Consider the following 23079-nt stretch of genomic DNA (forward strand, 5'->3'; position numbering starts at 1 on the left):
TTCACGGTGATCCCGCACGCGTTCCTGCAGGATTTGCTCAACCGCGTCGATATCGTCGACACGGTGGGACGCTTCGTCCAGTTGAAGAAGGGCGGCGCGAACTTCATGGGCCTGTGCCCGTTCCACAACGAAAAGAGCCCGTCGTTCACGGTCAGCCCGACCAAGCAGTTCTACCACTGCTTTGGCTGCGGCGCGCACGGCACGGCAATCAGCTTCCTGATGGAGCACAGCGGGCTCACGTTTCCGGAAGCCGTCAGGGAACTTGCGCAGTCGGTCGGACTGACCGTGCCGCAGGAGCCGTCGTCGTTCAGGGGCGCGGGCGACGGCTACGCGAGCGCGCCGAGCAAGGCGGTGAGCGTCGCGCTGACCGAAGTCATGCAGACCGCCTGCGATTTCTACCGCAAGCAGCTGCGCGGCGCGCCGAACGCGATCGCCTACCTCAAGAAGCGCGGCCTGACGGGGGAAATCGCCGCGCGCTTCGGCCTCGGCTATGCGCCCGATGGCTGGCAGAATCTCGAAACCGCCTTTCCCGACTATCGCAACGACAACCTCGTCGAAGCCGGCCTCGTGATCGTCAGCGAGAAGAACGACGCGCAGGGCCAGCCGCGCCGCTACGACCGCTTCCGCGAGCGCGTCATGTTCCCCATCCGCAATGTGAAAGGCAGCGTGATCGGCTTCGGCGGCCGCGTGCTCGACAGCGGCGAGCCGAAGTATTTGAATTCCCCGGAAACGCCGCTATTTAGCAAGGGCAGCGAGCTTTACGGCCTTTTCGAGGCGCGTCTTGCGATTCGCGAACTGGGGTATGTGCTCGTCGTCGAAGGGTATATGGATGTCGTCGCGCTCGCGCAACTCGGGTTTGCGAACGCCGTGGCGACGCTTGGCACGGCCTGCACGCCGGTGCACGTCCAGAAGCTCTTTCGCCAGACGGATACCGTGGTGTTCAGCTTCGACGGCGATTCGGCCGGACGGCGCGCGGCGCGCCGCGCGCTGGAAGCCGCCTTGCCGCACGCCGCCGACAACCGCACGGTCCGTTTCCTGTTCCTGCCGAAGGAGCACGATCCGGACAGCTACGTGCGCGAATTCGGCGCCGACGGCTTCGGCGAGCAGGTCGACCGGGCGATGCCGCTGTCACAGTTTTTGCTGAACGAGGTGCTGAACGACAAGGATCTCGACCAGCCGGAAGGCCGCGCAAAGGCGCTGTTCGACGCGAAGCCCCTGTTGCAGGCGCTGCCGGCCAACGCGCTGCGGGTGCAGATCCTACACATGCTGGCGGACCGGCTCGACACGCCGTTCACGGAGATCGCCGCGCTGTGCGACATCGATTCACGCGCGGCGGCGGTCGCCAGAAGCGCGCTGCCGAAGAGCGAGCGCAGGCGGGTGACGGGGCAGGAGCAGCGGGCGCTGCGCAATCTCGTGATGTACCCGGGCATCGCCCAGGCGCTCGATCACGAGAGCGAGCAGACCCTCGTGACCATGACGGAGCACGGCGAATTATTCAGCGAGGTCATCGGCCATGCACGCGAGCTGGGCGAGAGCGCCGAGTTCCAAATGCTGTCGGACCTGTTGAGAAACGCTGCAAATGCACCCACGTACGAGGATATCTTCCAGGAAATTCTCGCCTATGATGAAAATGTGCGGGATCTGCTGCTGCGCGACCCGGCCGACGAAAGCGCGACAGAACGCGTAGCCGAGCAGAAGAAGCTGCTCGCGGAAGAATTGCAGGGGACTGTGGTGAAGCTGCGTCACGACAGCTACCGCAGCCGGCTGGATCAGTTGGCGCGCCAGGCGACGCTTTCGGCGGAGGAAGTTGCTGAATTTACGGAATTATCCGCCAAAGCTGCTCAAATCAAGGCGGCACGGGTAGTGAGCCGGGAGAGCTGAACCCCGGTGCTATAATAAAAGGTTTTCAGCAAGTTGTTTTTTGGTTTGTTTTCCTGTGCGGTACCTCATTTGAAGCATGAGTTGAAACATGAGCTGGAGCGTGCGCTGCAGTCATGAAACTGATGAGAGGTTCAATGAGCACAAGGTGCATCAGCGAGTCGGTAGACGTCGGTGAGCGGCAGGCGAATAAGGCAATGGCGAAGACTTCTGGCGGGAATGAAGCGACACAACACGGCTCGGACGAGCCGAAACGGGCAGTGGCCCACAGTCGGTCAGCTTTTCTCCCTGGAGCGTCGAGGGCCCGGGCCGCGCCCTGCATCAGGAAGAGCGCGCAGGCTGAATCGGCTGCGAGGACAGCGCCGGCAACCGCGGTGAAAGCCGCGAGATCGCCGGAAAAGCTGCTGGAACAGGCAGACAGGCACGCAGACGAACAGACGGGCGCAAGGGAAGCGGCTGCTATTGAGGGTGGACATCGCAGGATTGGGCGGGACCCGCAATACGACCCCAGGGGGCACGCAGGACGAAGCAGCGCGCGCAAATTCAGTATCCACGGTTCCATCGGCTGTCGTCCAGCAGCCGCGAGTCGAGACTAAAGCCGGTACGGCGAACTCCATGACGAAAAAGCTGAACGAAGTACCCGTCGAAGACGACGCAACGCAAAACCCCGAGCCTGTCGCCGCTCCTGTGGCCAAGGTCGAAAAGGTGAAGGCGCGTGACCGCCGCGCGAAGGAAAAGGCGCTGCTGAAGGATGCGTTTGCCTCGGCCGCGCCCGGCACGGCTGAAGAGCTCGAAGAGCGCCGCTCGAAACTGCGCGCGCTGATCAAGCTCGGCAAGGAGCGCGGCTTCCTCACGTACGCGGAAATCAACGACCACCTTCCTGACAACTTCGCGGAAACCGAAGCGATCGAAGGGATCATCAGCACGTTCAACGACATGGGCGTCGCGGTCTACGAGCAGGCGCCCGACGCGGAAACGCTGCTCCTGAACGACAACGCACCCGCCGCCTCCTCCGACGACGAAGTCGAGGAAGAGGCCGAAGTCGCGCTGTCGACCGTCGATTCCGAATTCGGCCGCACGACCGACCCGGTGCGCATGTACATGCGCGAAATGGGCACGGTCGAGCTGCTCACGCGCGAAGGCGAAATCGAGATCGCGAAGCGGATCGAGGACGGCCTGAAGCACATGGTCATGGCGATCTCCGCCTGTCCGACCACGATCGCGGACATCCTCGCGATGGCCGAGCGCGTGCAGAACGAAGAGACGCGCGTGGACGAACTCGTCGACGGCCTGATCGATCCAAACGCCGCCGACGCCGACGGTTTCTCCGAGCAGGAAGCGGAAGCGATCGAAAGCGAGGAAGAGGACGAGGCGGAAGAAGAGAGCGACGACGAGGAAGAAGAGGACGAAGGCACCGCCCAGGCAAATGCCAACGCCGCTCAGCTCGAAGCGCTCAAGCGCGCGTCGCTCGAAAAGTTCTCGCTGATCAGCGAGTGGTTCGACAAGATGCGCCGCGCCTACGAGAAGGAAGGCTACAAGTCGAAGGCGTATCTGAAGGCGCAGGAAGCCATCCAGACCGAACTGATGTCGATCCGCTTCACCGCGCGCACCGTCGAGCGCCTGTGCGACACGCTGCGCGCGCAGGTGGATGAAGTGCGCCAGGTCGAGCGGCAGATCCTGCACACGGTCGTCGACAAGTGCGGCATGCCGCGCGCCGAGTTCATTGCCCGTTTCCCGGGCAATGAGACGGATCTCGACTGGTCGGACAAAGTCGTCGCGGAAGGCCACGGGTACAGCGCGATTCTCGAGCGCAACATTCCGGCGATCCGCGAACAGCAGCAGCGTCTGCTCGACTTGCAGGCGCGCGTCGTGCTGCCGCTCAAGGACCTGAAGGAAACCAACCGCCAGATGGCGGCGGGCGAACTGAAGGCGCGCCAGGCGAAGCGCGAAATGACGGAAGCAAACCTGCGTCTCGTGATTTCGATTGCGAAGAAGTACACGAACCGCGGCCTGCAGTTCCTCGACCTGATCCAGGAAGGCAACATCGGCCTGATGAAGGCGGTGGACAAGTTCGAATATCGCCGCGGCTACAAGTTTTCGACGTACGCGACGTGGTGGATTCGCCAGGCGATTACGCGTTCGATTGCCGACCAGGCGCGCACCATCCGGATTCCGGTTCACATGATCGAGACGATCAACAAGATGAACCGGATTTCGCGGCAGATCCTGCAGGAAACTGGCCTCGAGCCGGATCCGGCAACGCTTGCCGAAAAGATGGAAATGCCGGAAGACAAGATCCGCAAGATCATGAAGATCGCGAAGGAGCCGATCTCGATGGAAACGCCGATCGGCGACGACGACGATTCGCATCTCGGCGATTTCATCGAGGACACGAACACCGTCGCCCCGGCCGACGCCGCGCTGCACGCCAGCATGCGCGACGTGGTGAAGGACGTGCTCGATTCGCTCACGCCGCGCGAAGCGAAGGTGCTGCGCATGCGCTTCGGTATCGAGATGAGCACGGACCATACGCTCGAGGAAGTCGGCAAGCAGTTCGACGTGACGCGTGAGCGGATTCGTCAGATCGAAGCGAAGGCGCTGCGCAAGCTGCGTCATCCGAGCCGCTCGGACAAGCTGAAGTCGTTCCTCGAAGGGAACTGACCGGCTCTTGTCTTGCGAGGCGTTGTGAGGCAAACTCGCAACCCTCGCGAAGCAAGCGCAATGATCCGATGTATCGAAGAAAGCGCCGCCCGGCGCTTTCTTTTTGCCCTTTTCTGCCCAAGGGCCGGAAGCTTAATTGGTATAAGCTGTCGACTCATAATCGACCGATAGTGGGTTCGAGTCCCACCCGGCCCACCAGCTTTCCCTCGTAGCGTGTCTTGAGCACGTCCAGCAGCAGCCCGAGCGCGGCGTTATCCGCTTGCGGCGCATACGCGATCGCCACCTCGATCTTCAGCTCCGGCTCTTCCTTCAGCCGCCGGTACACCACACCTTCCCGCGCAATCGTCTTGAGCGATGCGGGAATCAGCGCGACGCCCTGCGCATCGGCGATCAGCCCCAGCAGCACATGATGATCCGCGGGCTCCGGCAGTCGCTGCGGGTCGAAGCGCAGCGCGCGAAACAGTTTCTCGAAGTGATCGTGGTAAGCCGGATTCAGGCGCCGCTCGGGCCAGAAGAGCCGGTCATCGCGCAGTTCGAGGAGCGAGATCCGGCGGCGCTTGCTCAGGCGATGCCGCTCCGGCAGCGCGGCGACGAGCGGATCGGCGAAGAGACGCTGCACCGTGAGGTCGGCCGTCGCCGAGGGCAGACCGATCAGCGCGGCATCGAGCGCGCCGCGCCGGATGTCGGCCACCGACTGCTGCGAGTATTGGCGCTTCTGCACGAGCCGCAGCCCCGGCGCGCGCTTTTCGAGAGCGGGTGCGAGCCACGTGAAGAGCGCGGCGTCGAGCACCGTCGTGATGCCGAGCCGCAACTCGACGCGCCGCGTCGTCCGCTCCCGCACGCGGGCGAGCATCGCATCGGCGCTTGCCAGCAACTCGCGCGCTTCAGCGAGGAAGTGGCTGCCCGCGGCTGTCAGCGCCACGCCGCCGCGGTCGCGGTCGAAGAGACGCGCGCCGACGACTTCTTCCAGCGCCTGGACCTGCCGCGTCAGGGGCGGCTGGGTGATCGAAAGCCGCTCGGCGGCGCGCCGGAAGCTCGATTCCTCGGCCACCGCCACGAAATATCTCAGTTGCCACAGTTCCATGAACGCGTTCGGATCGATGTGATACGAAAAAGGTATCACGCCGAAGGAATTGGCGCGTGCGCGCCGTGCGGACTTATCGTTGCGTCGACGCTGGCCACGACGCCAGCCAACCCTGAACCAACCGGCGAGGCCCAGCATGAACGACACCACGATGAACCCCACGAGCGCACTGACGCGCGGCCTGCGTCAGATCGGCATGGTCGAGGCAACGGAGCAGCCGTCGATTATCGGCGCATTGCGCGACATCGCACCCGACCTGGCGACGATGACGATCGCATTCGTCTACGGAGACATCTACTCGCGGCCCGCGCTCGATCTGCGGCAACGGCAGTTCGTCACCGTGGCGGCGCTTGCGGCGATGGGCGGGCTCGAGCCGCAGTTGCGCTTTCATGTCGCGGGGGCGCTGAATGTCGGCTGCACGCCGGCTGAAATCGTCGAGCTGATGACGCATCTGGTCGTCTACGCGGGATTTCCTGCCGCGGTGAACGGCATCCTCGTGACGAAGGACGTGTTCGGGGAGCGGGGCGTGGCGCCCGGCGCCGTCGCGACGCAGACGCAGACGCCCGGCAATCGCTACGACCGCGGCCTCGCCTGCCTGCGCGCGATCGACGGCGCCGTGGGCGAGCGCGTGATCGAGTCGCTGAACGGCATCGCGCCGGATCTCGGTCGTTTCGTCATCGAGTTCGCGTTCGGCGAAATCTACACGCGAGCGGGCCTCGATCTCGTCTCGCGCGAACTGGTTACCGTCGCGGCCCTCGCCGCGCTCGGCACGGCCACCCCGCAACTCAAGGTGCACATGCACGGCTTCCTGAACGTGGGCGGCACGACGGAACAGCTCGTCGAGACGGTGATCCAGATCGCCGCCTACGCCGGTTTTCCCCGCGCGATCAACGCGGCGCTCGCGGCGAAAGACGTCACGAACGAGCGCATGAGCGGCGGGCATTGAATTCGCTGCGATCGAGATGCCTTGCCGAAGCGCCGTGCCCGCTGCCTGAACATTTCACGGCGGATGCGTATAGTCAGTGCATGGTGCGCGGAGTGGACCGGCGCCGGTGTGCGTCGTCTGACATAGCGTATGCATTATGCTGACGATAAAAACCTTTTGCTATCGTTTATGCATCTTCTCCGCCAGCATGAAAGCGATCTATCGCGTTAAAGGAGACGGGCAATGGAAAACAATACGGATCTGAAGCGCTACGACTTGCTGATCGGGGGCGAATCGGTGCCGCCGGGCGGCGGCGAGTATTCGGTCGATCTCGATCCGGCGACCGAGGCGCCGATCGCGCGCATAGCGCAGGGGACGTCCGCGGATGTCGACCGCGCGGTGCAGGTCGCGCGCGGCGCGCTCAAGCCGTGGAACGCGATTCGCGCCGCCGAGCGCGGCCGTATCCTGATGCGGTTTTCCGAGCTGCTGCGGGCAAATCAGGACGAACTCGCCGCCGTCGAAAGCCTGGACGCCGGCAAGCCGATCGCGGGCGTGCAGCGGCAGGACGTGCCCGCCGCCATCGATACGCTCGCCTATTACGCCGGCTGGTGCGACAAGATCAACGGCCAGGTCGTGCCCGCGCGCCCCGATGCGCTCACGTATACAGTGCGCGAGCCGGTCGGCGTGGTCGCGGCGATCGTGCCCTGGAATTTTCCGCTGATGATCGGCATGTGGAAGATCGCGCCCGCGCTCGCGTGCGGCTGCACGCTGATCGTCAAGCCCGCGGAGATCACGCCGCTCTCGGCGCTAATGATCGGGCGGCTCGCGCTCGAAGCGGGCGTGCCGCCGGGCGTGCTGAACATCGTGACGGGCAAGGGCTCGGTTGTCGGCGATGCGCTCGTTGCGCATCCGGGCATCGACAAGGTGACGTTCACCGGCTCGCCGTCGGTCGGGCGCGGCATCCTGCAAGGCGCGGCGGGCAACTTCAAGCGCGTGACGCTGGAGCTTGGCGGCAAATCGGCCAACGTGATTTTCGCCGACGCCAATCTCGACAACGCCGTGCGCGCCACCGCGTCCGGCATCTTCTTCAACGCGGGCCAGGTCTGCTCGGCGGGCTCGCGCGTGCTGGTGCAGCGCGAGGTGTACGACCAGGCGGTCGAATTGCTGGCGCAGCGCGCGCAGGCGATCAAGCTCGGCGACCCGTCGCAGCGCGAAACCGCGATGGGGCCGCTGATTTCCGCCAGGCAGATGAAGACGGTGCTCGATTACGTCGACATCGGCAAGGGCGAGGGCGCGTCGCTCGTCACGGGCGGGCGGCGCGTGGGCGACCGCGGGTTTTTCGTTGAACCGACGGTGTTCGCGAACGTCGAGCACGAGATGCGCATTTCCCAGGAGGAAATCTTCGGCCCGGTGGCGAGCGTGATTCCGTTCGACGACGAAGCTGACGCGCTGCGCATCGCCAACGGCACGGCCTACAGCCTGGCGGCGGGTGTGTGGAGCGCGGACATCGGGCGGGTGCACCGCATGGCATCGGAATTGCGCGCGGGCACGGTGTGGGTGAACACGTACGGCTATACCGACGTGCGCCTGCCATGGGGCGGCTCGGGCGACTCGGGCTTCGGCCGCGAGCATGGCGACGTCGCGATCCAGAACTTCACGGAGCCGAAGAGCGTCTGGGTGTCGCTCACGCCCTGAAGTGAAGCGAAGCGAGCAGCAACGAAAAAGGGCGGCCGGGAAACCCGGGCCGCCCTTTTGTGCCGCGTCGCGTGTGTTCAGGCGTGCGCGGCGTTTTCGTGACGTGCGCGCCAGAGGCGTGCGCGGCGCGTGCTGTCGACGTATTGCACGGTGTTGGCGCGGCACGCTTCCATTGCGGCGTTCTTCTTGTCGACGATCGCCTGGCAGAGGAATTCGGCGCTGTACGCCTTCAACAGATGCGGGCAATGCGTTTCGATGTATTGCGCGATTCTTCCGTAGTCGCTGTCGGCCGAAGCCAGCGAACGATACGTGTCCGTGTCCCAGCGGAACATCAGATCGAGTTCTTCGAATGCGCTGTTGTAAGCGCACAGTTGTGCCTGCACTTCGCGGTCGTCGCTGTGAGTTGCGTGGGTCATGTCCGTCTCCTGGATGGCCGTGGGGGCTTGAAAACAGGATAGGAAAATCGACCCATATAGGATAGTTAAAGTTTTTTCGACTTATTATAGAGAAAGATTTATATGTTTGGCTTGCCCGTCTCCGCGCCGATGTGGGTGATCGCTTCGATCTGCGCCGCGCCTTCTTCGATCAGGAATTCCTTGAACGCCACCGCGACGGGCGGCAGCCGCTTGTTGTTCCGGTGGACGAGGAACCAGCTGAGCATCACGGGAAAGCCCGCGATATCGAGCACGGCCAGCTTGCCGACCTGCAGTTCCATGCTGATGGTGTGCGCGGAGAGAAAGCTGATGCCCATGCCCGCGATCACCGCCTGCTTGATCGTTTCGGTGCTGGTGATCTCCATCGCGACGTTCAGGTTGGGCAGCCGCCCGGCGAAGCCTTCCTCCATCGAGTTCCACGTGTCCGAGCCCTTTTCGCGGACGATGAACGGCTCGCCCGCGAGCGACTCCAGCGGAATGTCCTTTTTGCCGACGAGCGGATGATCCGGCGGCGCCACGATCACGTAGGGATGCGGCGCGAAGGAGATGTTCTCGGTGTCCATGTCCTTTGGGGGACGGACCATCACGGCGAGATCGGTGAGATTGTCGGTCAGCTGGTGCAGCAGTTCCTCGCGGTTGTGCACCGCAAGGTTCAGGCGGACGTCCGAATTGCGCTTCGTGAAGGCGGCGAGCAGACGCGGGAAGAAGTAGTCGCCCGCGCTGATCACCGCGACGTTGAGCGTGCCGCCGGAAATGCCTTTCAGGCGCGCCATGGCGTCGTCGGCTTCGCGGAACTGCTCGAGGATGGCGCGGCTGTAATGCAGCATCTCGTCGCCGGCCGGCGTCAGGTAGATTTTCTTGCCGAGCTGCTCGAAAAGCGGGAGCCCCGCGTGTTCCTCCAGTTGCTTCACCTGCGTCGAAACCGCGGGCTGCGTGAGGTACAGTTCCTCGGCTGCGCGCGAGAAACTGAGGCGGCGGGCGACAGTTTCGAAGATCTTCAACTGTCGCAGCGTGGCATTGCGCATCACGGCAAACGTCCTCCATCCATTCACGATAGCTAACTTATACAATAATTTTTTCTAACTTTCCTTAATCGTTTTTCTCCCCCACGATGCTTTCACGTCCGGCGTTTGTAGTAAGCCGCACATGGTTCATCGCCGTTTTCGGTCACGCTCGCCCATGAGCGCCGGCCACGCGCGGTGCAAGCAGTGAAGAAAAACGGCATCACCTCCGGGTTTCTTCGGACCTTGGGACTCGCCTGACAATGATCCTTCGATCGCCATCCGCGGATGTTCGCAACCGGTTGATCTCTTTCGCCCCATCTGCCTTGCGGCCGCCTGCCCGCGCCGCGTGGCTTGAGCATTTTCCCTGACAGACCGACCTTTTATGCACCGGCACAATGCGCCGGTGATTTTGCAGTGCCACAAGCGCCGCACGAGCGCTGAAAACTGAAAAACGGAGACAGACATGGCAAACGCAGGCACGGTCGCGCCCGGGCATCCGCTCGGCCGTCACCACAACCGCTGGATTCAACTGGCGATCGGCATCATCTGCATGGGGCTCGTCGCCAATCTGCAGTACGCGTGGACGCTATTCGTCGTACCAATGGATGCGAAGCACCACTGGGGTCAGGCGGCGATCCAGACCGCGTTCACCATATTCATCGTCACCGAAACATGGCTGGTTCCCGTCGAAGGCTGGCTCGTCGACAAGTTCGGCCCGCGGCCCGTCGTGATCGGCGGCTCGATCTGCGCCGCGCTCGGCTGGGTCATCGACGCTCACGCCACGAGCCTCGTCCATCTCTATATCGCCGCGGTGATCGCGGGCGTCGGCGCGGGCTGTGTCTACGGCACGTGCGTCGGCACGGCGCTCAAGTGGTTTCCGGACAAGCGCGGCCTCGCGGCGGGCCTGACGGCCGCGGGCTTCGGCGCGGGCGCGGCCGTCACCGTGATTCCGATTTCCAACATGATCCAGAGCTCGGGCTACGAGCACGCGTTCATGTTCTTCGGCATCTTCCAGGGCGTCTGCATCTTCCTGCTCGCGCTGATGCTCGTGCGTCCGAAGCCGCCGGTGAGCGCGGGCGCCGCGAAACGCGTGTTCGCGACGAAGGTCGACTACACGACCGGGCAGATGGTGCGCTCGCCGCTCTTCTGGGTGATGTACCTGATGTTCGTGTTCGTCGCGGCGGGCGGCGTGATCGCCACGGCGCAGCTCGGGCCGATCGCGAAGGAGTACGGCTTCGCGAAGATGCCGATCAACCTGCTCGGCGTGACGCTGCCGCTGCTCACGATGGCGCTGTCCATCGACAACCTGTGCAACGGCTTCACGCGGCCGCTCTGCGGCTTCGTCTCGGACAAGATCGGCCGCGAGAACACGATGTTCATCATCTTTCTCGGCGAGGGCGTCGCGCTGCTGGGCCTGATGGAGTTCGGCCACAACCCGTATCTCTTCATGTTCTTCGCGGCGATGACCTTCCTCTGCTGGGGCGAGATCTTCTCGATCTTCCCGGCGACCTGCGCCGACACGTTCGGCGGCAAGTACGCGGCGGCGAACGCCGGCACGCTGTACACGGCGAAGGGAACGGCGTCGATGCTGGTGCCGCTCGCCTCGGTGCTGTCCGCGATCGGCTCGTGGAACGCGGTGTTCATCACGGCTGCCGTCATTTCGATCGCGGCGGGGCTGTGCGCGAAGTTCGTCCTCGCGCCGATGAGAAAACGCTGGATCGAAAATTCCGTTGCGCAATCGTCGGGCTCGATCGACGCCTCGTATCAGTCGAGCGGCTGGCCCGAAGCGACGCGCAATTCTTCCGCACAATGAGAGGGCATGACATGCGCGATTGTTCGGCCGGGGAAGCGCATGTCAGCAAGGCATTGAGCGTTTCGCTGCATCAGTTGAGACTGTTCGTCACGCTCGCACGGCACCGCAGCTTCACGCGGGCGGGCGACGAATTCGGCGTCACGCAGTCCGCGGTGAGCCGCAGCATCCGGGAACTCGAAGACGAACTCGAGCTGCGGCTCTTCGATCGCACCACGCGCCAGGTCGCGCTCACCGACACCGGCCGCAAGCTGCTCGCGCGGGTGGCGCCGCTCGTCGAGGAACTGGAGGCGACGCTGCGGCCGCGCCCCGGCGACGGCAGCGAGCCCGGCATCGTGCAGCTCGCGAGCAGTTCGAGCCTGACCGCAAGCGTGCTGCCGGCGCTCCTCGCGTCGTGCCGGGCGATCTATCCCGATATTTCGGTTGCGCTGGTCGACAAGCCGCAGAGCGCCGTGCTGCAACTGGTGCGCTCGGGCGAGGTGGACGTGGGCATCGTGATCGGGCCGGAGAACCTGGACGAGCTGGTCGCCGAGCCGCTTTTCACCGATTCGCTGTGCGCGGCGGTGCCCGCGGGGCATCCGTTTGCGGCGCGCGCGAGTGTGCGCTGGCACGAGCTGCGCGGCGCGACGCTCCTCGTTCTCGACGACGACACCAGCAGCCACGCGGCTATCGACCGGGCGCTCGCAATGTACGACGTCGCCGGTGCGACGCGGCAACGGCTCGCGCAGGCGCCGGCGGTGTCGCAGATGGTGGAGGCCGGGCTCGGCATCGGCGTGATGCCGATGCATGCGTGTGCCGCCGCCGGATCGCGCGTGCGGCCGGTCGCGCTTGCACCGGATGTCGCCCGCACGGTCATGCTCGTGCGGCGCCGCAGCCGCGCGCTGCGGCCGGGTGCGGCGAGCGTGTGGGCGCACTTTGTCGCGTCGTCGGCTGATTTGCGCAAGAGCGCGCCTCAGGCCGTCGAAGCCTGATGTTTCCTTTGGCCCTGTCGTTTCTGCAGGTCCTGTAGTTCCCGCGGTTTCTCATCCGCACCGTTCCGGCAAGGCGCGCGGACCTTCCCCGAAGGTCCGATTTTCCCCCGCGCCGCGCTCATCGCAACAACGTGCGATTCGATTTCTCATAGCGAAATCCGCCGCATCCGGACACGCCCAGGTCCGGACGCCGACGGCTCCCGGTGAGCGGCTTTTACCCGCCGCGCGCACCGTGCAACGAACACCCTCCTGACCGACCCGACCCGCGCGAAACCCGCGTGGGACAACGCGCGCGCACCGCGCGCAGCAACGGATTGAAGCGAGATTTTCCTTAATTCGCGGCCCGCCGCGGACCCCGAAAATCGGCGTTTCCGGGACCACATTTCACCTTGTTCTACGGCAATACGGAATGTAGTATGTTGTATATCAGACGGCTATAAACACCCTTAGGAGACGAGCATGAAGATCTGCGTATATGGCGCTGGAGCAATCGGCGGGTACATGGGCGCGCAACTGGCGCGGGCGGGAGCGGAGGTGAGCTTCGTCGCGCGCGGGCCGCATCTCGCGGCGATGCAGGCAAACGGCGTGCGCCTGCAAGTCGACGGCGAGGAACACACCGTCAAGGTGCGCTGTACCAACAACCCGGCGGAGCTCGGGCCGCAGGACTACGTGATCATCGCGCTGAAGGCGCACTCGGTGCCGGGCGTGGTCGATCTGATGCCGCCGCTCCTCGGTCCCGACACGGCCGTGGTCACCGCGGTCAACGGCCTGCCTTACTGGTATTTCCACGAGCACGGCGGCGAGTTCGCCGGCACGACGCTGCAAAGCGTCGATCCGGGCGGCAAGCAGTGGAACGTGCTCGGACCGGAGCGCGCGATCGGCTGCGTGCTGCTGCCCGCGGCCGAGATCTCGGAACCGGGCGTGATCAAGCACGTCTACGGCAAGAAGTTTCCGATCGGCGAGCCGAACGGCAAGATCACGCCGCGCCTGCAGGCGTTCCACGACATCATGGCCGCCGCCGACATGGAAGCACCGATGCGCGAGAATATCCGCGACGAAATCTGGCTGAAGCTGTGGGGCAACCTGTGCTTCAACCCGATCAGCGCGCTCACGCACGCCACGCTCGACGTGCTCACGAGCGATCCGGGCACCCGCGCGCTGTCGAAGGCGATGATGCTGGAGGCGAAGGACATCGGCGACAAGATCGGCGTGAATTTCCGCGTCGACGTGGAAAAGCGCATCAACGGCGCGGGCGCGGTGGGGGCGCACAAGACCTCGATGCTGATGGACTGCGAAGCCGGCCGCCCGATGGAGATCGATCCGCTGATGAGCGTCGTGCAGGAGATCGGCCGGCTGGTCAAAGTCGACACCCCGATGATCGATGCGGTCCTCGCATTGATCAAGCTGCGCGAGGCCGTCAACCAGGGAACGGCCCAGCCTCGACCCCTGACGGAAACGCAAAAAGCGGCCTAAACTGGAATTAAGCCGCCGCTGTGGTTTCTGATATACAAGATGCAAAATATGTTGCGTCCTGCTGCGACGCAACATATACTGGAGTCTCTTAGGTACTTACCCGGAGTCTTCAAATGAGCATCGCAATGTTGATTGTTTTTGGTATCGCGTTGGTGGCCACTGGTGTGAGCGTTACGTTTATGATTGCATCGGCAGTGCCGCAGCCCATGCTGCAGCGCGCACAGGAACATGGTCGGTTTGCCGGTCTGGCGGCGGACGATCAGAACGGCGGTTCGGGCAAGCAAGTAAGCGCCGGCCGGCCGAACTTGGGAAATCAAGCGATCAATGCCATCTGATACTCAATCTGTAGATAGACCCGACGTCCGTCCGAACGGGCTGACGCTTTCGCTGGAGCCGATCAATGCCACGGTTTCGCTGCGCGACCAGGCGTACGCGAAACTGCGGCAGGCTATCGCCGAAGCGGATATCTATCGCTCGCGCGAAGAGATCCGGCTCGACGAAAAGGAACTGACCGAGGCGCTCGGCGTAAGCCGCACGCCGATTCGCGAAGCGATGACGCTGCTCGAGCAGGAGGGGTTCCTCCGCACGGTGCCGCGGCGGGGCGTATACATATTGCGCAAGACGAAGCGTGAAATCGTCGAAATGATCCACATGTGGGCGGCGCTCGAGAGCATGGCCGCGCGCCTTGCCACGCAGCGCGCAAGCGACGAGGAAATCGCCCAGTTGCGCCACATGTTCGACAGCTTCCGCGACAGCACGCCGGCGGAACATATCGACGAGTACTCGGAGGCGAACATCGCGTTTCATCAGGCGATCGTTCAGCTCGCCAAGTCGCAGATCATTTTCGACACCATCAAGAACATCTTCGTGCACGTGCGCGCGATCCGGAAGATGACGATCTCGCAGAGCGACCGCGCCTCGCGCTCGATCGTCGACCACATGAACATCATCGAAGCGCTGGAGAAGCGCGACACGGAACTGGTCGAACGGCTCGTCAGGCAGCATTCGCTCGACCTGGCCGCGTTCGTCGAGGCGAACTGCGACTTTCTGGATTGACACCGCAGCCGCTTCCCGGTTTCCGCGGAGAGTCATGATAGTCATGAGTGGAGGCCGCCCGGCGTGATCGCCGGGCGGCCTTTTGTTTGCGCGTTTGCGCGTGCGCGCCGCGCGTCAGCGCATCGCCCGCAGCATCGTTTCCCCGAGCGCCGCCGGCGAATCCGCGACATGGATGCCCGCCGCCTTCATCGCGTCGATCTTCGCGCTCGCGGTGCCCGACCCGCCCGAAATGATCGCGCCCGCGTGGCCCATGCGGCGCCCGGGCGGCGCCGTCGTTCCCGCGATGAACCCGACCACCGGCTTTTTCGTGCGCGCGTCCCTGAGAAACTGCGCCGCTTCTTCCTCCGCCGACCCGCCGATCTCGCCGATCATGATGATGCCTTCGGTGGCGTCGTCGGCGAGGAACAGTTCGAGGCAATCGATGAAATTCGTCCCGTTCACCGGATCGCCGCCGATGCCGACGCAGGTCGTCTGGCCGAGCCCGGCGGCCGTCGTCTGCGCGACCGCTTCATAGGTGAGGGTGCCCGAGCGCGACACCACGCCGATCTTCCCCGGCTGGTGGATATGCCCCGGCATGATGCCGATCTTGCATTCGCCCGGCGTGATGACGCCCGGGCAGTTCGGCCCGACGAGCCGGCTCGCCGACCCGGCGAGCGCACGCTTCACGCGCAGCATGTCGAGCACCGGAATGCCCTCCGTGATGCAGACGATGAACGGCACTTCGGCGTCGATGGCTTCGAGAATCGCATCGGCGGCGAACGGCGGCGGCACGTAGATCACGGACGCATCGGCGCCCGTTTTCGAGACGGCATCCGCGACGGTGTCGAATACCGGCAAATCGAGATGCGTCGTGCCGCCCTTGCCTGGCGTTACGCCGCCGACCATCTTCGTGCCGTAGGCGATCGCCTGCTCGGAGTGGAACGTGCCCTGCGCACCGGTGAAGCCCTGGCAGATCACCTTGGTGTTCTTGTCGATCAATACGCTCATGGTGCGATCCTTTCAGTGGCGTGCGGCGGCGACGGCGCCGACGATCTTGTCGGCGGCATCGGCGAGGTTGTCGGCGGGAATGATCGTGAGGCCGGAGGTGCGCAGGATTTCGCGGCCGGCGTCCACGTTCGTGCCGGCGAGGCGCACGACGAGCGGCACGTGCAGGTCCACTTCGCGCGCGGCCGCGACCACGCCCTGCGCGATCACGTCGCAGCGCATGATGCCGCCGAAGATGTTGACCAGAATCCCTTCGACTTTCGGATCGCGCAGGATCAGCTTGAACGCCGTCGAGACGCGCTCCTGCGTCGCGCCGCCGCCGACGTCGAGGAAATTGGCCGGTTCGCCGCCATAGAGCTTGATGATGTCCATGGTTGCCATCGCGAGGCCCGCGCCGTTCACCATGCAGCCGATGTTGCCGTCGAGCTTCACGTAGTTCAGGCCGTGTTTCGCCGCCTCGATTTCGGCGGGATCTTCCTCGTCCTCGTCGCGCAGCGCCTCGATGTCGGGATGCCGGAAGAGGGCGTTGTCGTCGAAATTGAGCTTGGCGTCGAGTGCGATCACGTCGCCCGCGCGCGTCACGACGAGCGGATTCACTTCGACGATCGACGCATCCAGGTCGACGAACGCCTGATACAGCGCGCCGATGAACTTCGACGCCGCGCCGACCTGCCTGCCGGTCAGCCCGAGCCCGAACGCGACCTCGCGCGTGTGAAACGGCTGCAGGCCCGTGGCCGGATCGATCGCGACCTTGAGAATTTTCTCAGGCGAGTGATGCGCGACCTCCTCGATCTCCATGCCGCCCTCGGTGGACGCCATGATCGTGATGCGCGAGGTCGCGCGATCGACGAGCATGCCGAGATACAGCTCGCGCGCAATGTCGCATCCTTCTTCGACATAGAGGCGCTTCACTTCCTTTCCCGCCGGCCCGGTCTGCTTCGTGACCAGCACCGACGACAGCATCTTCTGCGCGTTCGCGCCGACGTCCTCGACCGATTTCACGACCCGCACGCCGCCCTTGCCGTCGGGGTCGTTGGTGAAGCGCCCGGCGCCGCGCCCTCCCGCGTGGATCTGCGACTTCACGACCCATACGGCGCCGCCGAGCGCCCTGGCCGCGTCCGTCGCTTCCTGCGCCGAAAACGCGACCCGGCCCTGGGGCACGGCAACGCCGTACTTTCGCAGCAGCGCCTTCGCCTGATATTCGTGGATGTTCATTGCGTCTCCTGTCCTCTGATGGGAATGAGCGCGCAGTCGTTGACATCCTCCAAACTACGCGCTGAAATATGATATATCACATTTCACGGAGAACAATAGTCGTTTCCGGACTACCGCCGAGTTGGAGAATTAAGCGGATGTTTAGCTGGGGATGTGTGGTGATACCCGCACTTTTAGCTTGTTTGCGGTGCAGCATTATCGGTCGTGGAAGGCTGTTCACGAACGCCGTGGGGGCATGCTGCAGTGCAATACAGGGTTTCCGAGATTTCGAATACGCTTGACTAATACTGTGTGTGGAATATTGTATATCACAGCAACCGGGCGCTATCACGCACAGGGCGCCTTACTTACATACAGCCTTCGGATCGATCCGGCTGTCCTCGTGCCGCGAATCGCGCCGTGGACGACGTACAAATAATTAGTCATTGAAGAGCATGGGAGACAGCAATGAGCAAAGCACTGGATGGAGTGCGCATCCTCGATTTCACGCACGTTCAGTCGGGTCCGACCTGCACGCAGCTGCTCGCGTGGTTCGGCGCGGATGTCATCAAGGTGGAGCGCGCCGGGTCGGGCGATATCACGCGGGAGCAGCTGCGCGATATTCCGGAGGCCGACAGCCTCTACTTCACGATGCTCAACCACAACAAGCGCTCGATCACGATCGACACCAAGAATCCTGAAGGCAAGAAGGTTCTCGAGTCGCTGGTGAAGAAGTGCGACGTGCTCGTCGAGAACTTCGCGCCCGGCGCGCTCGACCGCATGGGCTTCACGTGGGAACGCATCCAGGAGCTGAACCCGTCGATGATCGTCGCCTCCGTCAAGGGCTTCGGCGCGGGCCCGTACGAGGACTGCAAGGTCTACGAGAACGTCGCGCAGTGCGTGGGCGGCGCGGCATCGACGACCGGTTTCGACGACGGCCCGCCGGTCGTGTCCGGCGCGCAGATCGGCGACTCCGGCACGGGGCTGCATCTCGCGCTCGGCATCGTCGCGGCGCTCTATCAGCGCAAGACGACCGGCCGCGGCCAGAAGGTGCTCGCCGCGATGCAGGACGGCGTGCTGAACCTGTGCCGCGTGAAGCTGCGCGACCAGCAGCGCCTCGAGCGCACCGGCGTCATGAAGGAATATCCGCAATACCCGAACGGCACGTTCGGCGACGCCGTGCCGCGCGCCGGCAATGCATCGGGCGGCGGCCAGCCGGGCTGGATCCTGAAATGCAAGGGCTGGGAAACCGATCCGAACGCGTACATCTACTTCATCACGCAGGCGCCCGTGTGGGGCGAAATCTGCAAGGTGATCGGCAGGGAAGAGTGGATCGACCACCCGGACTACAAGACGCCCGCCGCGCGCCTGCCGCACCTGAAGGACATTTTCGCGGAAATCGAGCGCTGGACGATGTCGAAGACCAAGTTCCAGGTGATGGACATTCTCAACAAGCACGACATTCCGTGCGGCCCGATTCTCTCGATGAAGGAAATCGCCGAGGACGAGTCGCTGCGCAAGACCGGCACGATCGTCGAAGTGGATCATCCGGTGCGCGGCAAGTACCTGACCGTCGGCAATCCGATCAAGCTCTCCGACAGCCCGACCGAAGTGACCCGCTCGCCGCTCCTCGGCGAACACACCGACGAAGTGATGGCGGAACTCGGCTACAACGCCGACCAGATCGCGACGCTCAGGAGCCTCGGCGCGATCTAGCCGCTACCCGCCGCGCGGTTTCGGGCGCGAAGTACACGCAAGCAAGTGGGCGCGGACGCACCGGCCTGATCGCACGCCGGTCCGTCTCGCGCATGGCCGCTGCCGCCGTTCGTGCGGCAGCGTATCTCTCCCCTTCGAGGACAACCTAGTGACAACCTGGATCCGCTTTCGCGACGCCGGCGGCCATATCGGCTTCGGCACGCTCGATCAACATTCCGGCCGTGTGGTGCAGCATGACGGCGCGCTCTTCGACAATCCGCGGCCGACCGACATTTCGTTCGCCGCCGACGACCTGACGCTCCTCGCTCCCTGCCAGCCGAGCAAGGTGGTCGCGCTCTGGAACAACTATTACGCGCTGTCGCAGAAGCTCGACAAGGCGCCGCCGAAGCATCCGCTCTTTCTCATCAAGCCGCCGATGTCGGTGATCGGGCCGAACGAGGCGATCCGCCGCCCGAAGAGCTATCAGGGCAAGATCGCGTACGAGGGCGAACTTGGCATCGTGATCGGACGCGAGTGCAGCAACGCGTCGGTGGAGGAGGCCGAGGCGGCGATCTTCGGCTATACCTGCGTGAACGACGTGACCGCGATCGAGCTGCTCCAGGAAGATCCCAACTTCGCGCAATGGTGCCGCTCGAAGGGCTTCGACACGTTCAGCTGCATCGGGCCGTCGATCGTGAGCGGTCTCGACTGGCGCTCGGCGCACGTCGTGACGACGCTCGACGGCGTCGAGCGCCAGAACTACCCGCTCGACGACATGATCTTCTCGCCCGCCGAGCAGGTGAGCATGATCTCGGCCGACATGACGCTCATGCCCGGCGACGTGATCGCCTGCGGCACGTCGATCGGCGTCGGCTCGATCAAGGACGGATCGAGCGTCGGCGTCTCGATCGAGGGAATCGGCACGCTCACGAACCGGCTGGCGCAATAAGCCCCCGGAGGCGCCCATGTTCGACGCTTTCGGCGGCGCGCTCTGCGTGTTCGCGGTCGTCGCGATGATGGCCGCCCTGCGCACGGGCGGCGTCATTTCCCGGGCGCGCCGGCGTGTGCTGTGGGAAGTCGGCGGAATGGGCGCGGCCGTGGTGGTGGCGCACGCGCTCGTCGGAAGCGCCGATGCGGTGTTCGCGATGATCGTCGCGCTGCTGCTCGCGGGCGGCACGGCGGCGGCGTTCGCGCGGCTTCGCGTCGAGTGTGTGCCGCACGGCGCGTGGATGCAGAGCCTGATCGCCGCGGCCGCGCTCGGCTCGACGCTCTTCGCGCATGCGGATGCCTGGAAGGCGCCGGAGGCGGCGCTGGCGGGCGGCGCGCTCGCGCTCTTCGTGGCGTGTTGCGCGGCGCTTGCACGGATTCGCGTGAAGTTGCCGGATGCGTCCATCGCAAGCTCGCTGCATTTCGCGTGCGCGGGCGCCTGCGCCGCGATCGCCTATACGGCGGGGTTGCAGCAGGGCGCGCTCGCGGTGGTCATCGTGAGCGCGATGGCGGCGCTGATCGGTGCGCATCTGACCAAGGCCATCGCCGACGACGCCTGGCCCGCGCTCGTCTCCACGTTGAACGGCTATGCGGCGTGCTCGGTGGTCGCGGCGGGGATGGGGCTCGGCAGCGGCGTGCTGCTCGTGACAGGCGTGGCGCTCTCGATCGGCTGCGTGGCGTCGCATGCACGGGCGATGCAGTCGCGCGCGAGCTATTCGAAATAATGCGGCGCCAGCCGCAAACTGAAAACGGCGGTCCGCCTGATGGCGGTCCGCCGTTTTTTACATCGGAAGGACTTTTCAGCGCATCACGCGCGGTCGCGATTCCATAGCGCGCCGAGCACGAAACCGATGGCGCCCGCAATCAGCAGACCGTTGATCGGCTGGCTGATGACGGCCGTGCGCACGTTGTCGATGGTCTGGCCGTACGTCTGCTGGAGCGAGCCGAGCGTCTGGCGCGCCTTGCCTTCCGCCTGAGTCGACGCATCGCCCGTGAGTGCGCCGACCGCGTCCTGCACCTTGCCCACGACGGTTTGCGCCGCGCCTTCCACCTGATCCTGCACCATGGTGCCTCCCGTTCCGGTTGAAGCGGTTAAACGAAGTTTCCGGCGTGGCCGGAACGCATGATGCAGCACGGTTCGTGCCCGGCGGCCCGGACGGCGTCAGGCCGGCGGCCCGATCAGGCGCGTGACGATCGCGATCAGGTCGTCGATGGAAAGCGGCTTGCGATGAAACTCCGCCACGCGATGGGTGAGCGCCGGCGCCTTCGCCGCGGCGCTCGTCAGCACGACGGGCACGTCCGCGAGCGCTTCGTCCTGCGCAAGTTCGCGCACGAGGGCGACGCCGTCCATGCGCGGCATCATCCAGTCGGTGACGATCAGGTCGGGGCGGTTCTGGCGCGCCGCGTCGATCGCGAGCGCGCCGTTCGACGCCGTGACGACCTCGTAGCCTTCCATCTCCAGCACGAGGCGCCAGGTGGTCAGGATGTCGAATTCGTCATCGACAACGAGGATCTTCTTCATGTCCGCGCGCCGGCATCGGACACCGACAGCGACGGCGCGACCGAGCCGTGTCCTGACAGCAGCCCGGTCCCGCCGATGAACCCTTCGGTCACATGCAGCCCGCGCTCATCGATGATGAAGCGGCGGATCGCCGAGTCGTGTGCGCTCTCGCGCTGCTTGATCACCGAAAGCATCCGGTAGAGCCCGGAATTCGCTTCCACGTAGCGCATCAGTACGATGTTTTCGGTCATCGCCGAGGCGCGCATGGCCGCGGCGGGGACCGCTGCGGTGTAGAGCGGCAGTTCCTCGGTCAGGATCGTCGTGACGCCGGCCTGCCGAAGCCGGTGCGTGAGCGCGTTCAGGAACAGGCCGAAGCGCTCGACGCGGTTGGCCGAATCGTGAAAGCCCTCGATGCCGTCCACGACGAGCCGCGACGCCTTCGTGCGCGTGACTGCCGCGATCAGCTCGGCGGCGAGTTCGTCGATGGCGAGTTCCACCGCCGGCTGCCACTGGATCGCGAGGCGCCCGTCCTTCGCGGCGGCGCCGAGCCTGATCGACACGGCTTCGGCCTTGGCGATCAGCCGCTCGGGCGACTCGTAGAAGCCGAAGTACACGCAGCGCTCGCCGCGCTCGATGCCCGCTTCGAGAAACTTGAGCCCGAGCAGCGTCTTGCCGACGCCCGAGGGCCCGATGAGCGTCGTGGTCGAGCCTTTCACCACGCCGCCGCCCATCATCGCGTCGAAGTCCGGCATCCCGAAGCCGAGTCTCGACTTGAGGTCGGGCGCGCCCTCCATCATCGACGGACGCGCTTCGAGGCGCGGGAACGTCACGAGGCCGTCGCCGGTGATCCTGAAAAAGTGCTTGCCGAGCAGGTGATCGCGGGCGCGCAGCTTGTGCACTTCGATCTCGCGGGCGCGCCGCATGCCGGTGTTGTAGCGGTTCAGCTCGACCAGGCCGTCGACGAGCGTGTGCTCCGGATGCGGCTCGTTGCCCGAAAGCGGCGCGAGAATCAGCGTCGTGCAGCGCGCGGCGCTCACGAACGCGCTCAGTTCGTGGATGAACTGCGAGAGCTCCAGCTCGGTCGAGCTGAATTCGCGGGCGCTGCGAAAGCCGTCGATCACCATGAAGCGCGGCCGGCTCGTCTTGATCGCCGACGCGATGAGCGCGAGGAAGCCGGACAGGCCGTCGCGCATCAGCTCGTGATAGCCGGAGACGAACAGCATGCGGTCGGAGATCGCGTCCGCGTTGTAGAACGACAGGCCTTTCAGATGCGAAAGCAGCTTCGAGTGCGATTCCGCGATCAGCGTCACGTAGAGCACCGTGTCGCCCTCGCGCACGCGATGAAAGCCGATCTGCGAGGACAGGATGGTCTTGCCCGCGCCTGCCATGCCCTCGATCAGATACAGGCCGCCTTCCACCAGCCCGCCGCCGAGGATGTCGTCGAGGCCGGGCACGCCGGTCGTGATGTTGGTTGCGTCGTCGTCCGGCTTCCTGGCCGGCTCGTTCGATGCGGTGTCGTTTTTGGTCATGAATGTCCGGATTGCCTGGCGCAAGAGCGCGCGAACGCGAATTATGGCTGACTGGAAGCAGCATGTCGCTCGCGTTGCAATTTCCAGTCCGGGACGGCGGGCGCAACAGCCGCGTTTCCGTCCTCGGTCGGAAGGAAACGCGGCTGACCGCCGCGTCGAACGTCGTAGAGCAGCATTTTTCGCGCCCGGGCTGCCGCG

Annotated in this window: 20 protein-coding genes and 1 tRNA gene; 13 read left to right on the plus strand and 8 right to left on the minus strand. The window is 64.7% G+C overall.

What is annotated here, in order from left to right:
- Positions 1-6 precede the first annotated feature (6 nt).
- The 3 genes from dnaG (at position 7) to BG61_RS19350 (ending at position 4737) form a co-directional block, all read left to right on the plus strand.
- Positions 7-1881: a DNA primase gene (gene dnaG, locus BG61_RS19340; RefSeq protein WP_035931263.1), complete on the plus strand. Its 1875-nt coding sequence runs from the start codon at positions 7-9 to the stop codon at positions 1879-1881.
- Positions 1882-2493: 612 nt separating this feature from the next.
- Positions 2494-4539 (plus strand): RNA polymerase sigma factor RpoD, encoded by a 2046-nt coding sequence (gene rpoD / locus BG61_RS19345; RefSeq protein ID WP_035931261.1) that lies wholly within the window; start codon positions 2494-2496, stop codon positions 4537-4539.
- Positions 4540-4660: 121 nt separating this feature from the next.
- A tRNA-Ile gene (locus BG61_RS19350) sits at positions 4661-4737 on the plus strand.
- Here the strand turns inward: BG61_RS19350 and BG61_RS39330 are convergent.
- Positions 4694-5761: a LysR family transcriptional regulator gene (locus tag BG61_RS39330; protein WP_325099849.1), complete on the minus strand. Its 1068-nt coding sequence runs from the start codon at positions 5759-5761 to the stop codon at positions 4694-4696. The genes BG61_RS19350 and BG61_RS39330 overlap by 44 nt on opposite strands.
- On the opposite strand from BG61_RS39330, the gene BG61_RS19360 reads away from it, so the two are divergent.
- Complete coding sequence (locus tag BG61_RS19360; protein WP_232256150.1) at positions 5760-6569, plus strand: carboxymuconolactone decarboxylase family protein; 810 nt, start codon at positions 5760-5762, stop codon at positions 6567-6569. The genes BG61_RS39330 and BG61_RS19360 overlap by 2 nt on opposite strands.
- A gap of 222 nt (positions 6570-6791) precedes the next feature.
- Entirely contained in the window at positions 6792-8243 is a 1452-nt protein-coding gene (locus tag BG61_RS19365; protein WP_035931258.1) for an aldehyde dehydrogenase family protein, read from the plus strand.
- A 77-nt stretch (positions 8244-8320) separates the two neighbouring features.
- On the opposite strand, the gene BG61_RS19370 is transcribed toward BG61_RS19365, so the two are convergent.
- Complete coding sequence (locus tag BG61_RS19370) at positions 8321-8659, minus strand: hypothetical protein (protein ID WP_035931257.1); 339 nt, start codon at positions 8657-8659, stop codon at positions 8321-8323.
- Between the two features lie 98 nt (positions 8660-8757).
- A complete protein-coding gene (locus tag BG61_RS19375) occupies positions 8758-9702 on the minus strand; it encodes a LysR family transcriptional regulator (RefSeq protein ID WP_035931255.1) in 945 nt (314 codons plus the stop codon).
- Positions 9703-10144: 442 nt separating this feature from the next.
- On the opposite strand from BG61_RS19375, the gene oxlT reads away from it, so the two are divergent.
- The 5 genes from oxlT (at position 10145) to BG61_RS19400 (ending at position 14991) form a co-directional block, all read left to right on the plus strand.
- Positions 10145-11494 carry an oxalate/formate MFS antiporter gene (gene oxlT, locus BG61_RS19380; RefSeq protein WP_035931254.1) on the plus strand — a complete coding sequence of 450 codons (1350 nt, stop codon included), beginning with the start codon at positions 10145-10147 and terminating at the stop codon, positions 11492-11494.
- A gap of 11 nt (positions 11495-11505) precedes the next feature.
- A complete protein-coding gene (locus BG61_RS19385) occupies positions 11506-12462 on the plus strand; it encodes a LysR substrate-binding domain-containing protein (protein WP_051672652.1) in 957 nt (318 codons plus the stop codon).
- 459 nt (positions 12463-12921) lie between these two features.
- On the plus strand, positions 12922-13935 hold the full coding sequence (locus tag BG61_RS19390; RefSeq protein ID WP_035931253.1) for a 2-dehydropantoate 2-reductase: 1014 nt from the start codon (positions 12922-12924) through the stop codon (positions 13933-13935).
- 113 nt (positions 13936-14048) lie between these two features.
- The gene (locus BG61_RS19395; protein ID WP_051672653.1) at positions 14049-14270 is read left to right on the plus strand and encodes a hypothetical protein; all 222 of its coding nucleotides are present in this window, start codon (positions 14049-14051) and stop codon (positions 14268-14270) included.
- On the plus strand, positions 14260-14991 hold the full coding sequence (locus BG61_RS19400; protein ID WP_035931251.1) for a GntR family transcriptional regulator: 732 nt from the start codon (positions 14260-14262) through the stop codon (positions 14989-14991). The genes BG61_RS19395 and BG61_RS19400 overlap by 11 nt, the downstream gene beginning before the upstream one ends.
- 114 nt (positions 14992-15105) lie before the next feature.
- Here BG61_RS19400 and sucD read toward each other — a convergent pair whose 3' ends face one another.
- Entirely contained in the window at positions 15106-15978 is an 873-nt protein-coding gene (gene sucD, locus BG61_RS19405; RefSeq protein WP_035931250.1) for a succinate--CoA ligase subunit alpha, read from the minus strand.
- Between the two features lie 12 nt (positions 15979-15990).
- Positions 15991-17190, minus strand: a complete 1200-nt coding sequence (gene sucC / locus BG61_RS19410; RefSeq protein WP_035931247.1) for an ADP-forming succinate--CoA ligase subunit beta — start codon at positions 17188-17190, stop codon at positions 15991-15993.
- A 447-nt stretch (positions 17191-17637) separates the two neighbouring features.
- Between sucC and frc the strand changes: the two genes are divergently transcribed.
- The 3 genes from frc to BG61_RS19425 all read left to right on the plus strand — a co-directional run bounded on the left by frc (position 17638) and on the right by BG61_RS19425 (position 20576).
- On the plus strand, positions 17638-18885 hold the full coding sequence (frc, locus tag BG61_RS19415; RefSeq protein WP_035931246.1) for a formyl-CoA transferase: 1248 nt from the start codon (positions 17638-17640) through the stop codon (positions 18883-18885).
- Positions 18886-19033: 148 nt separating this feature from the next.
- On the plus strand, positions 19034-19813 hold the full coding sequence (locus BG61_RS19420) for a fumarylacetoacetate hydrolase family protein (protein ID WP_035931244.1): 780 nt from the start codon (positions 19034-19036) through the stop codon (positions 19811-19813).
- A 16-nt stretch (positions 19814-19829) separates the two neighbouring features.
- Positions 19830-20576 carry a hypothetical protein gene (locus BG61_RS19425; RefSeq protein ID WP_051672654.1) on the plus strand — a complete coding sequence of 249 codons (747 nt, stop codon included), beginning with the start codon at positions 19830-19832 and terminating at the stop codon, positions 20574-20576.
- An 83-nt stretch (positions 20577-20659) separates the two neighbouring features.
- Here BG61_RS19425 and BG61_RS19430 read toward each other — a convergent pair whose 3' ends face one another.
- From BG61_RS19430 to BG61_RS19440, 3 genes are all read right to left on the minus strand, one after another.
- Positions 20660-20917 carry a CsbD family protein gene (locus tag BG61_RS19430; protein WP_035931243.1) on the minus strand — a complete coding sequence of 86 codons (258 nt, stop codon included), beginning with the start codon at positions 20915-20917 and terminating at the stop codon, positions 20660-20662.
- Positions 20918-21013: 96 nt separating this feature from the next.
- On the minus strand, positions 21014-21373 hold the full coding sequence (locus tag BG61_RS19435) for a response regulator (RefSeq protein ID WP_035931241.1): 360 nt from the start codon (positions 21371-21373) through the stop codon (positions 21014-21016).
- Positions 21370-22881: an ATPase domain-containing protein gene (locus tag BG61_RS19440; protein WP_035931240.1), complete on the minus strand. Its 1512-nt coding sequence runs from the start codon at positions 22879-22881 to the stop codon at positions 21370-21372. The genes BG61_RS19435 and BG61_RS19440 overlap by 4 nt, the downstream gene beginning before the upstream one ends.
- Between the last annotated feature and the right edge of the window lie 198 nt (positions 22882-23079).

This window comes from Caballeronia glathei (assembly GCF_000698595.1).
GTDB classification, from domain to species: Bacteria; Pseudomonadota; Gammaproteobacteria; order Burkholderiales; family Burkholderiaceae; genus Caballeronia; species Caballeronia glathei.

What these genes read in the sequence shown, in the direction of transcription:
- rpoD (WP_035931261.1), top strand. Translation starts at nt 2,494, where the DNA reads ATGACGAAAAAGCTGAACGAAGTACCCGTCGAAGACGACGCAACGCAA.
- BG61_RS19360 (WP_232256150.1), top strand. Translation starts at nt 5,760, where the DNA reads ATGAACGACACCACGATGAACCCCACGAGCGCACTGACGCGCGGCCTG.
- BG61_RS39330 (WP_325099849.1), bottom strand. Translation starts at nt 5,761, where the DNA reads ATGCTGGGCCTCGCCGGTTGGTTCAGGGTTGGCTGGCGTCGTGGCCAG.
- BG61_RS19365 (WP_035931258.1), top strand. Translation starts at nt 6,792, where the DNA reads ATGGAAAACAATACGGATCTGAAGCGCTACGACTTGCTGATCGGGGGC.
- BG61_RS19370 (WP_035931257.1), bottom strand. Translation starts at nt 8,659, where the DNA reads ATGACCCACGCAACTCACAGCGACGACCGCGAAGTGCAGGCACAACTG.
- BG61_RS19375 (WP_035931255.1), bottom strand. Translation starts at nt 9,702, where the DNA reads ATGCGCAATGCCACGCTGCGACAGTTGAAGATCTTCGAAACTGTCGCC.
- oxlT (WP_035931254.1), top strand. Translation starts at nt 10,145, where the DNA reads ATGGCAAACGCAGGCACGGTCGCGCCCGGGCATCCGCTCGGCCGTCAC.
- BG61_RS19385 (WP_051672652.1), top strand. Translation starts at nt 11,506, where the DNA reads ATGCGCGATTGTTCGGCCGGGGAAGCGCATGTCAGCAAGGCATTGAGC.
- BG61_RS19390 (WP_035931253.1), top strand. Translation starts at nt 12,922, where the DNA reads ATGAAGATCTGCGTATATGGCGCTGGAGCAATCGGCGGGTACATGGGC.
- BG61_RS19395 (WP_051672653.1), top strand. Translation starts at nt 14,049, where the DNA reads ATGAGCATCGCAATGTTGATTGTTTTTGGTATCGCGTTGGTGGCCACT.
- BG61_RS19400 (WP_035931251.1), top strand. Translation starts at nt 14,260, where the DNA reads ATGCCATCTGATACTCAATCTGTAGATAGACCCGACGTCCGTCCGAAC.
- sucD (WP_035931250.1), bottom strand. Translation starts at nt 15,978, where the DNA reads ATGAGCGTATTGATCGACAAGAACACCAAGGTGATCTGCCAGGGCTTC.
- sucC (WP_035931247.1), bottom strand. Translation starts at nt 17,190, where the DNA reads ATGAACATCCACGAATATCAGGCGAAGGCGCTGCTGCGAAAGTACGGC.
- frc (WP_035931246.1), top strand. Translation starts at nt 17,638, where the DNA reads ATGAGCAAAGCACTGGATGGAGTGCGCATCCTCGATTTCACGCACGTT.
- BG61_RS19425 (WP_051672654.1), top strand. Translation starts at nt 19,830, where the DNA reads ATGTTCGACGCTTTCGGCGGCGCGCTCTGCGTGTTCGCGGTCGTCGCG.
- BG61_RS19430 (WP_035931243.1), bottom strand. Translation starts at nt 20,917, where the DNA reads ATGGTGCAGGATCAGGTGGAAGGCGCGGCGCAAACCGTCGTGGGCAAG.
- BG61_RS19435 (WP_035931241.1), bottom strand. Translation starts at nt 21,373, where the DNA reads ATGAAGAAGATCCTCGTTGTCGATGACGAATTCGACATCCTGACCACC.
- BG61_RS19440 (WP_035931240.1), bottom strand. Translation starts at nt 22,881, where the DNA reads ATGACCAAAAACGACACCGCATCGAACGAGCCGGCCAGGAAGCCGGAC.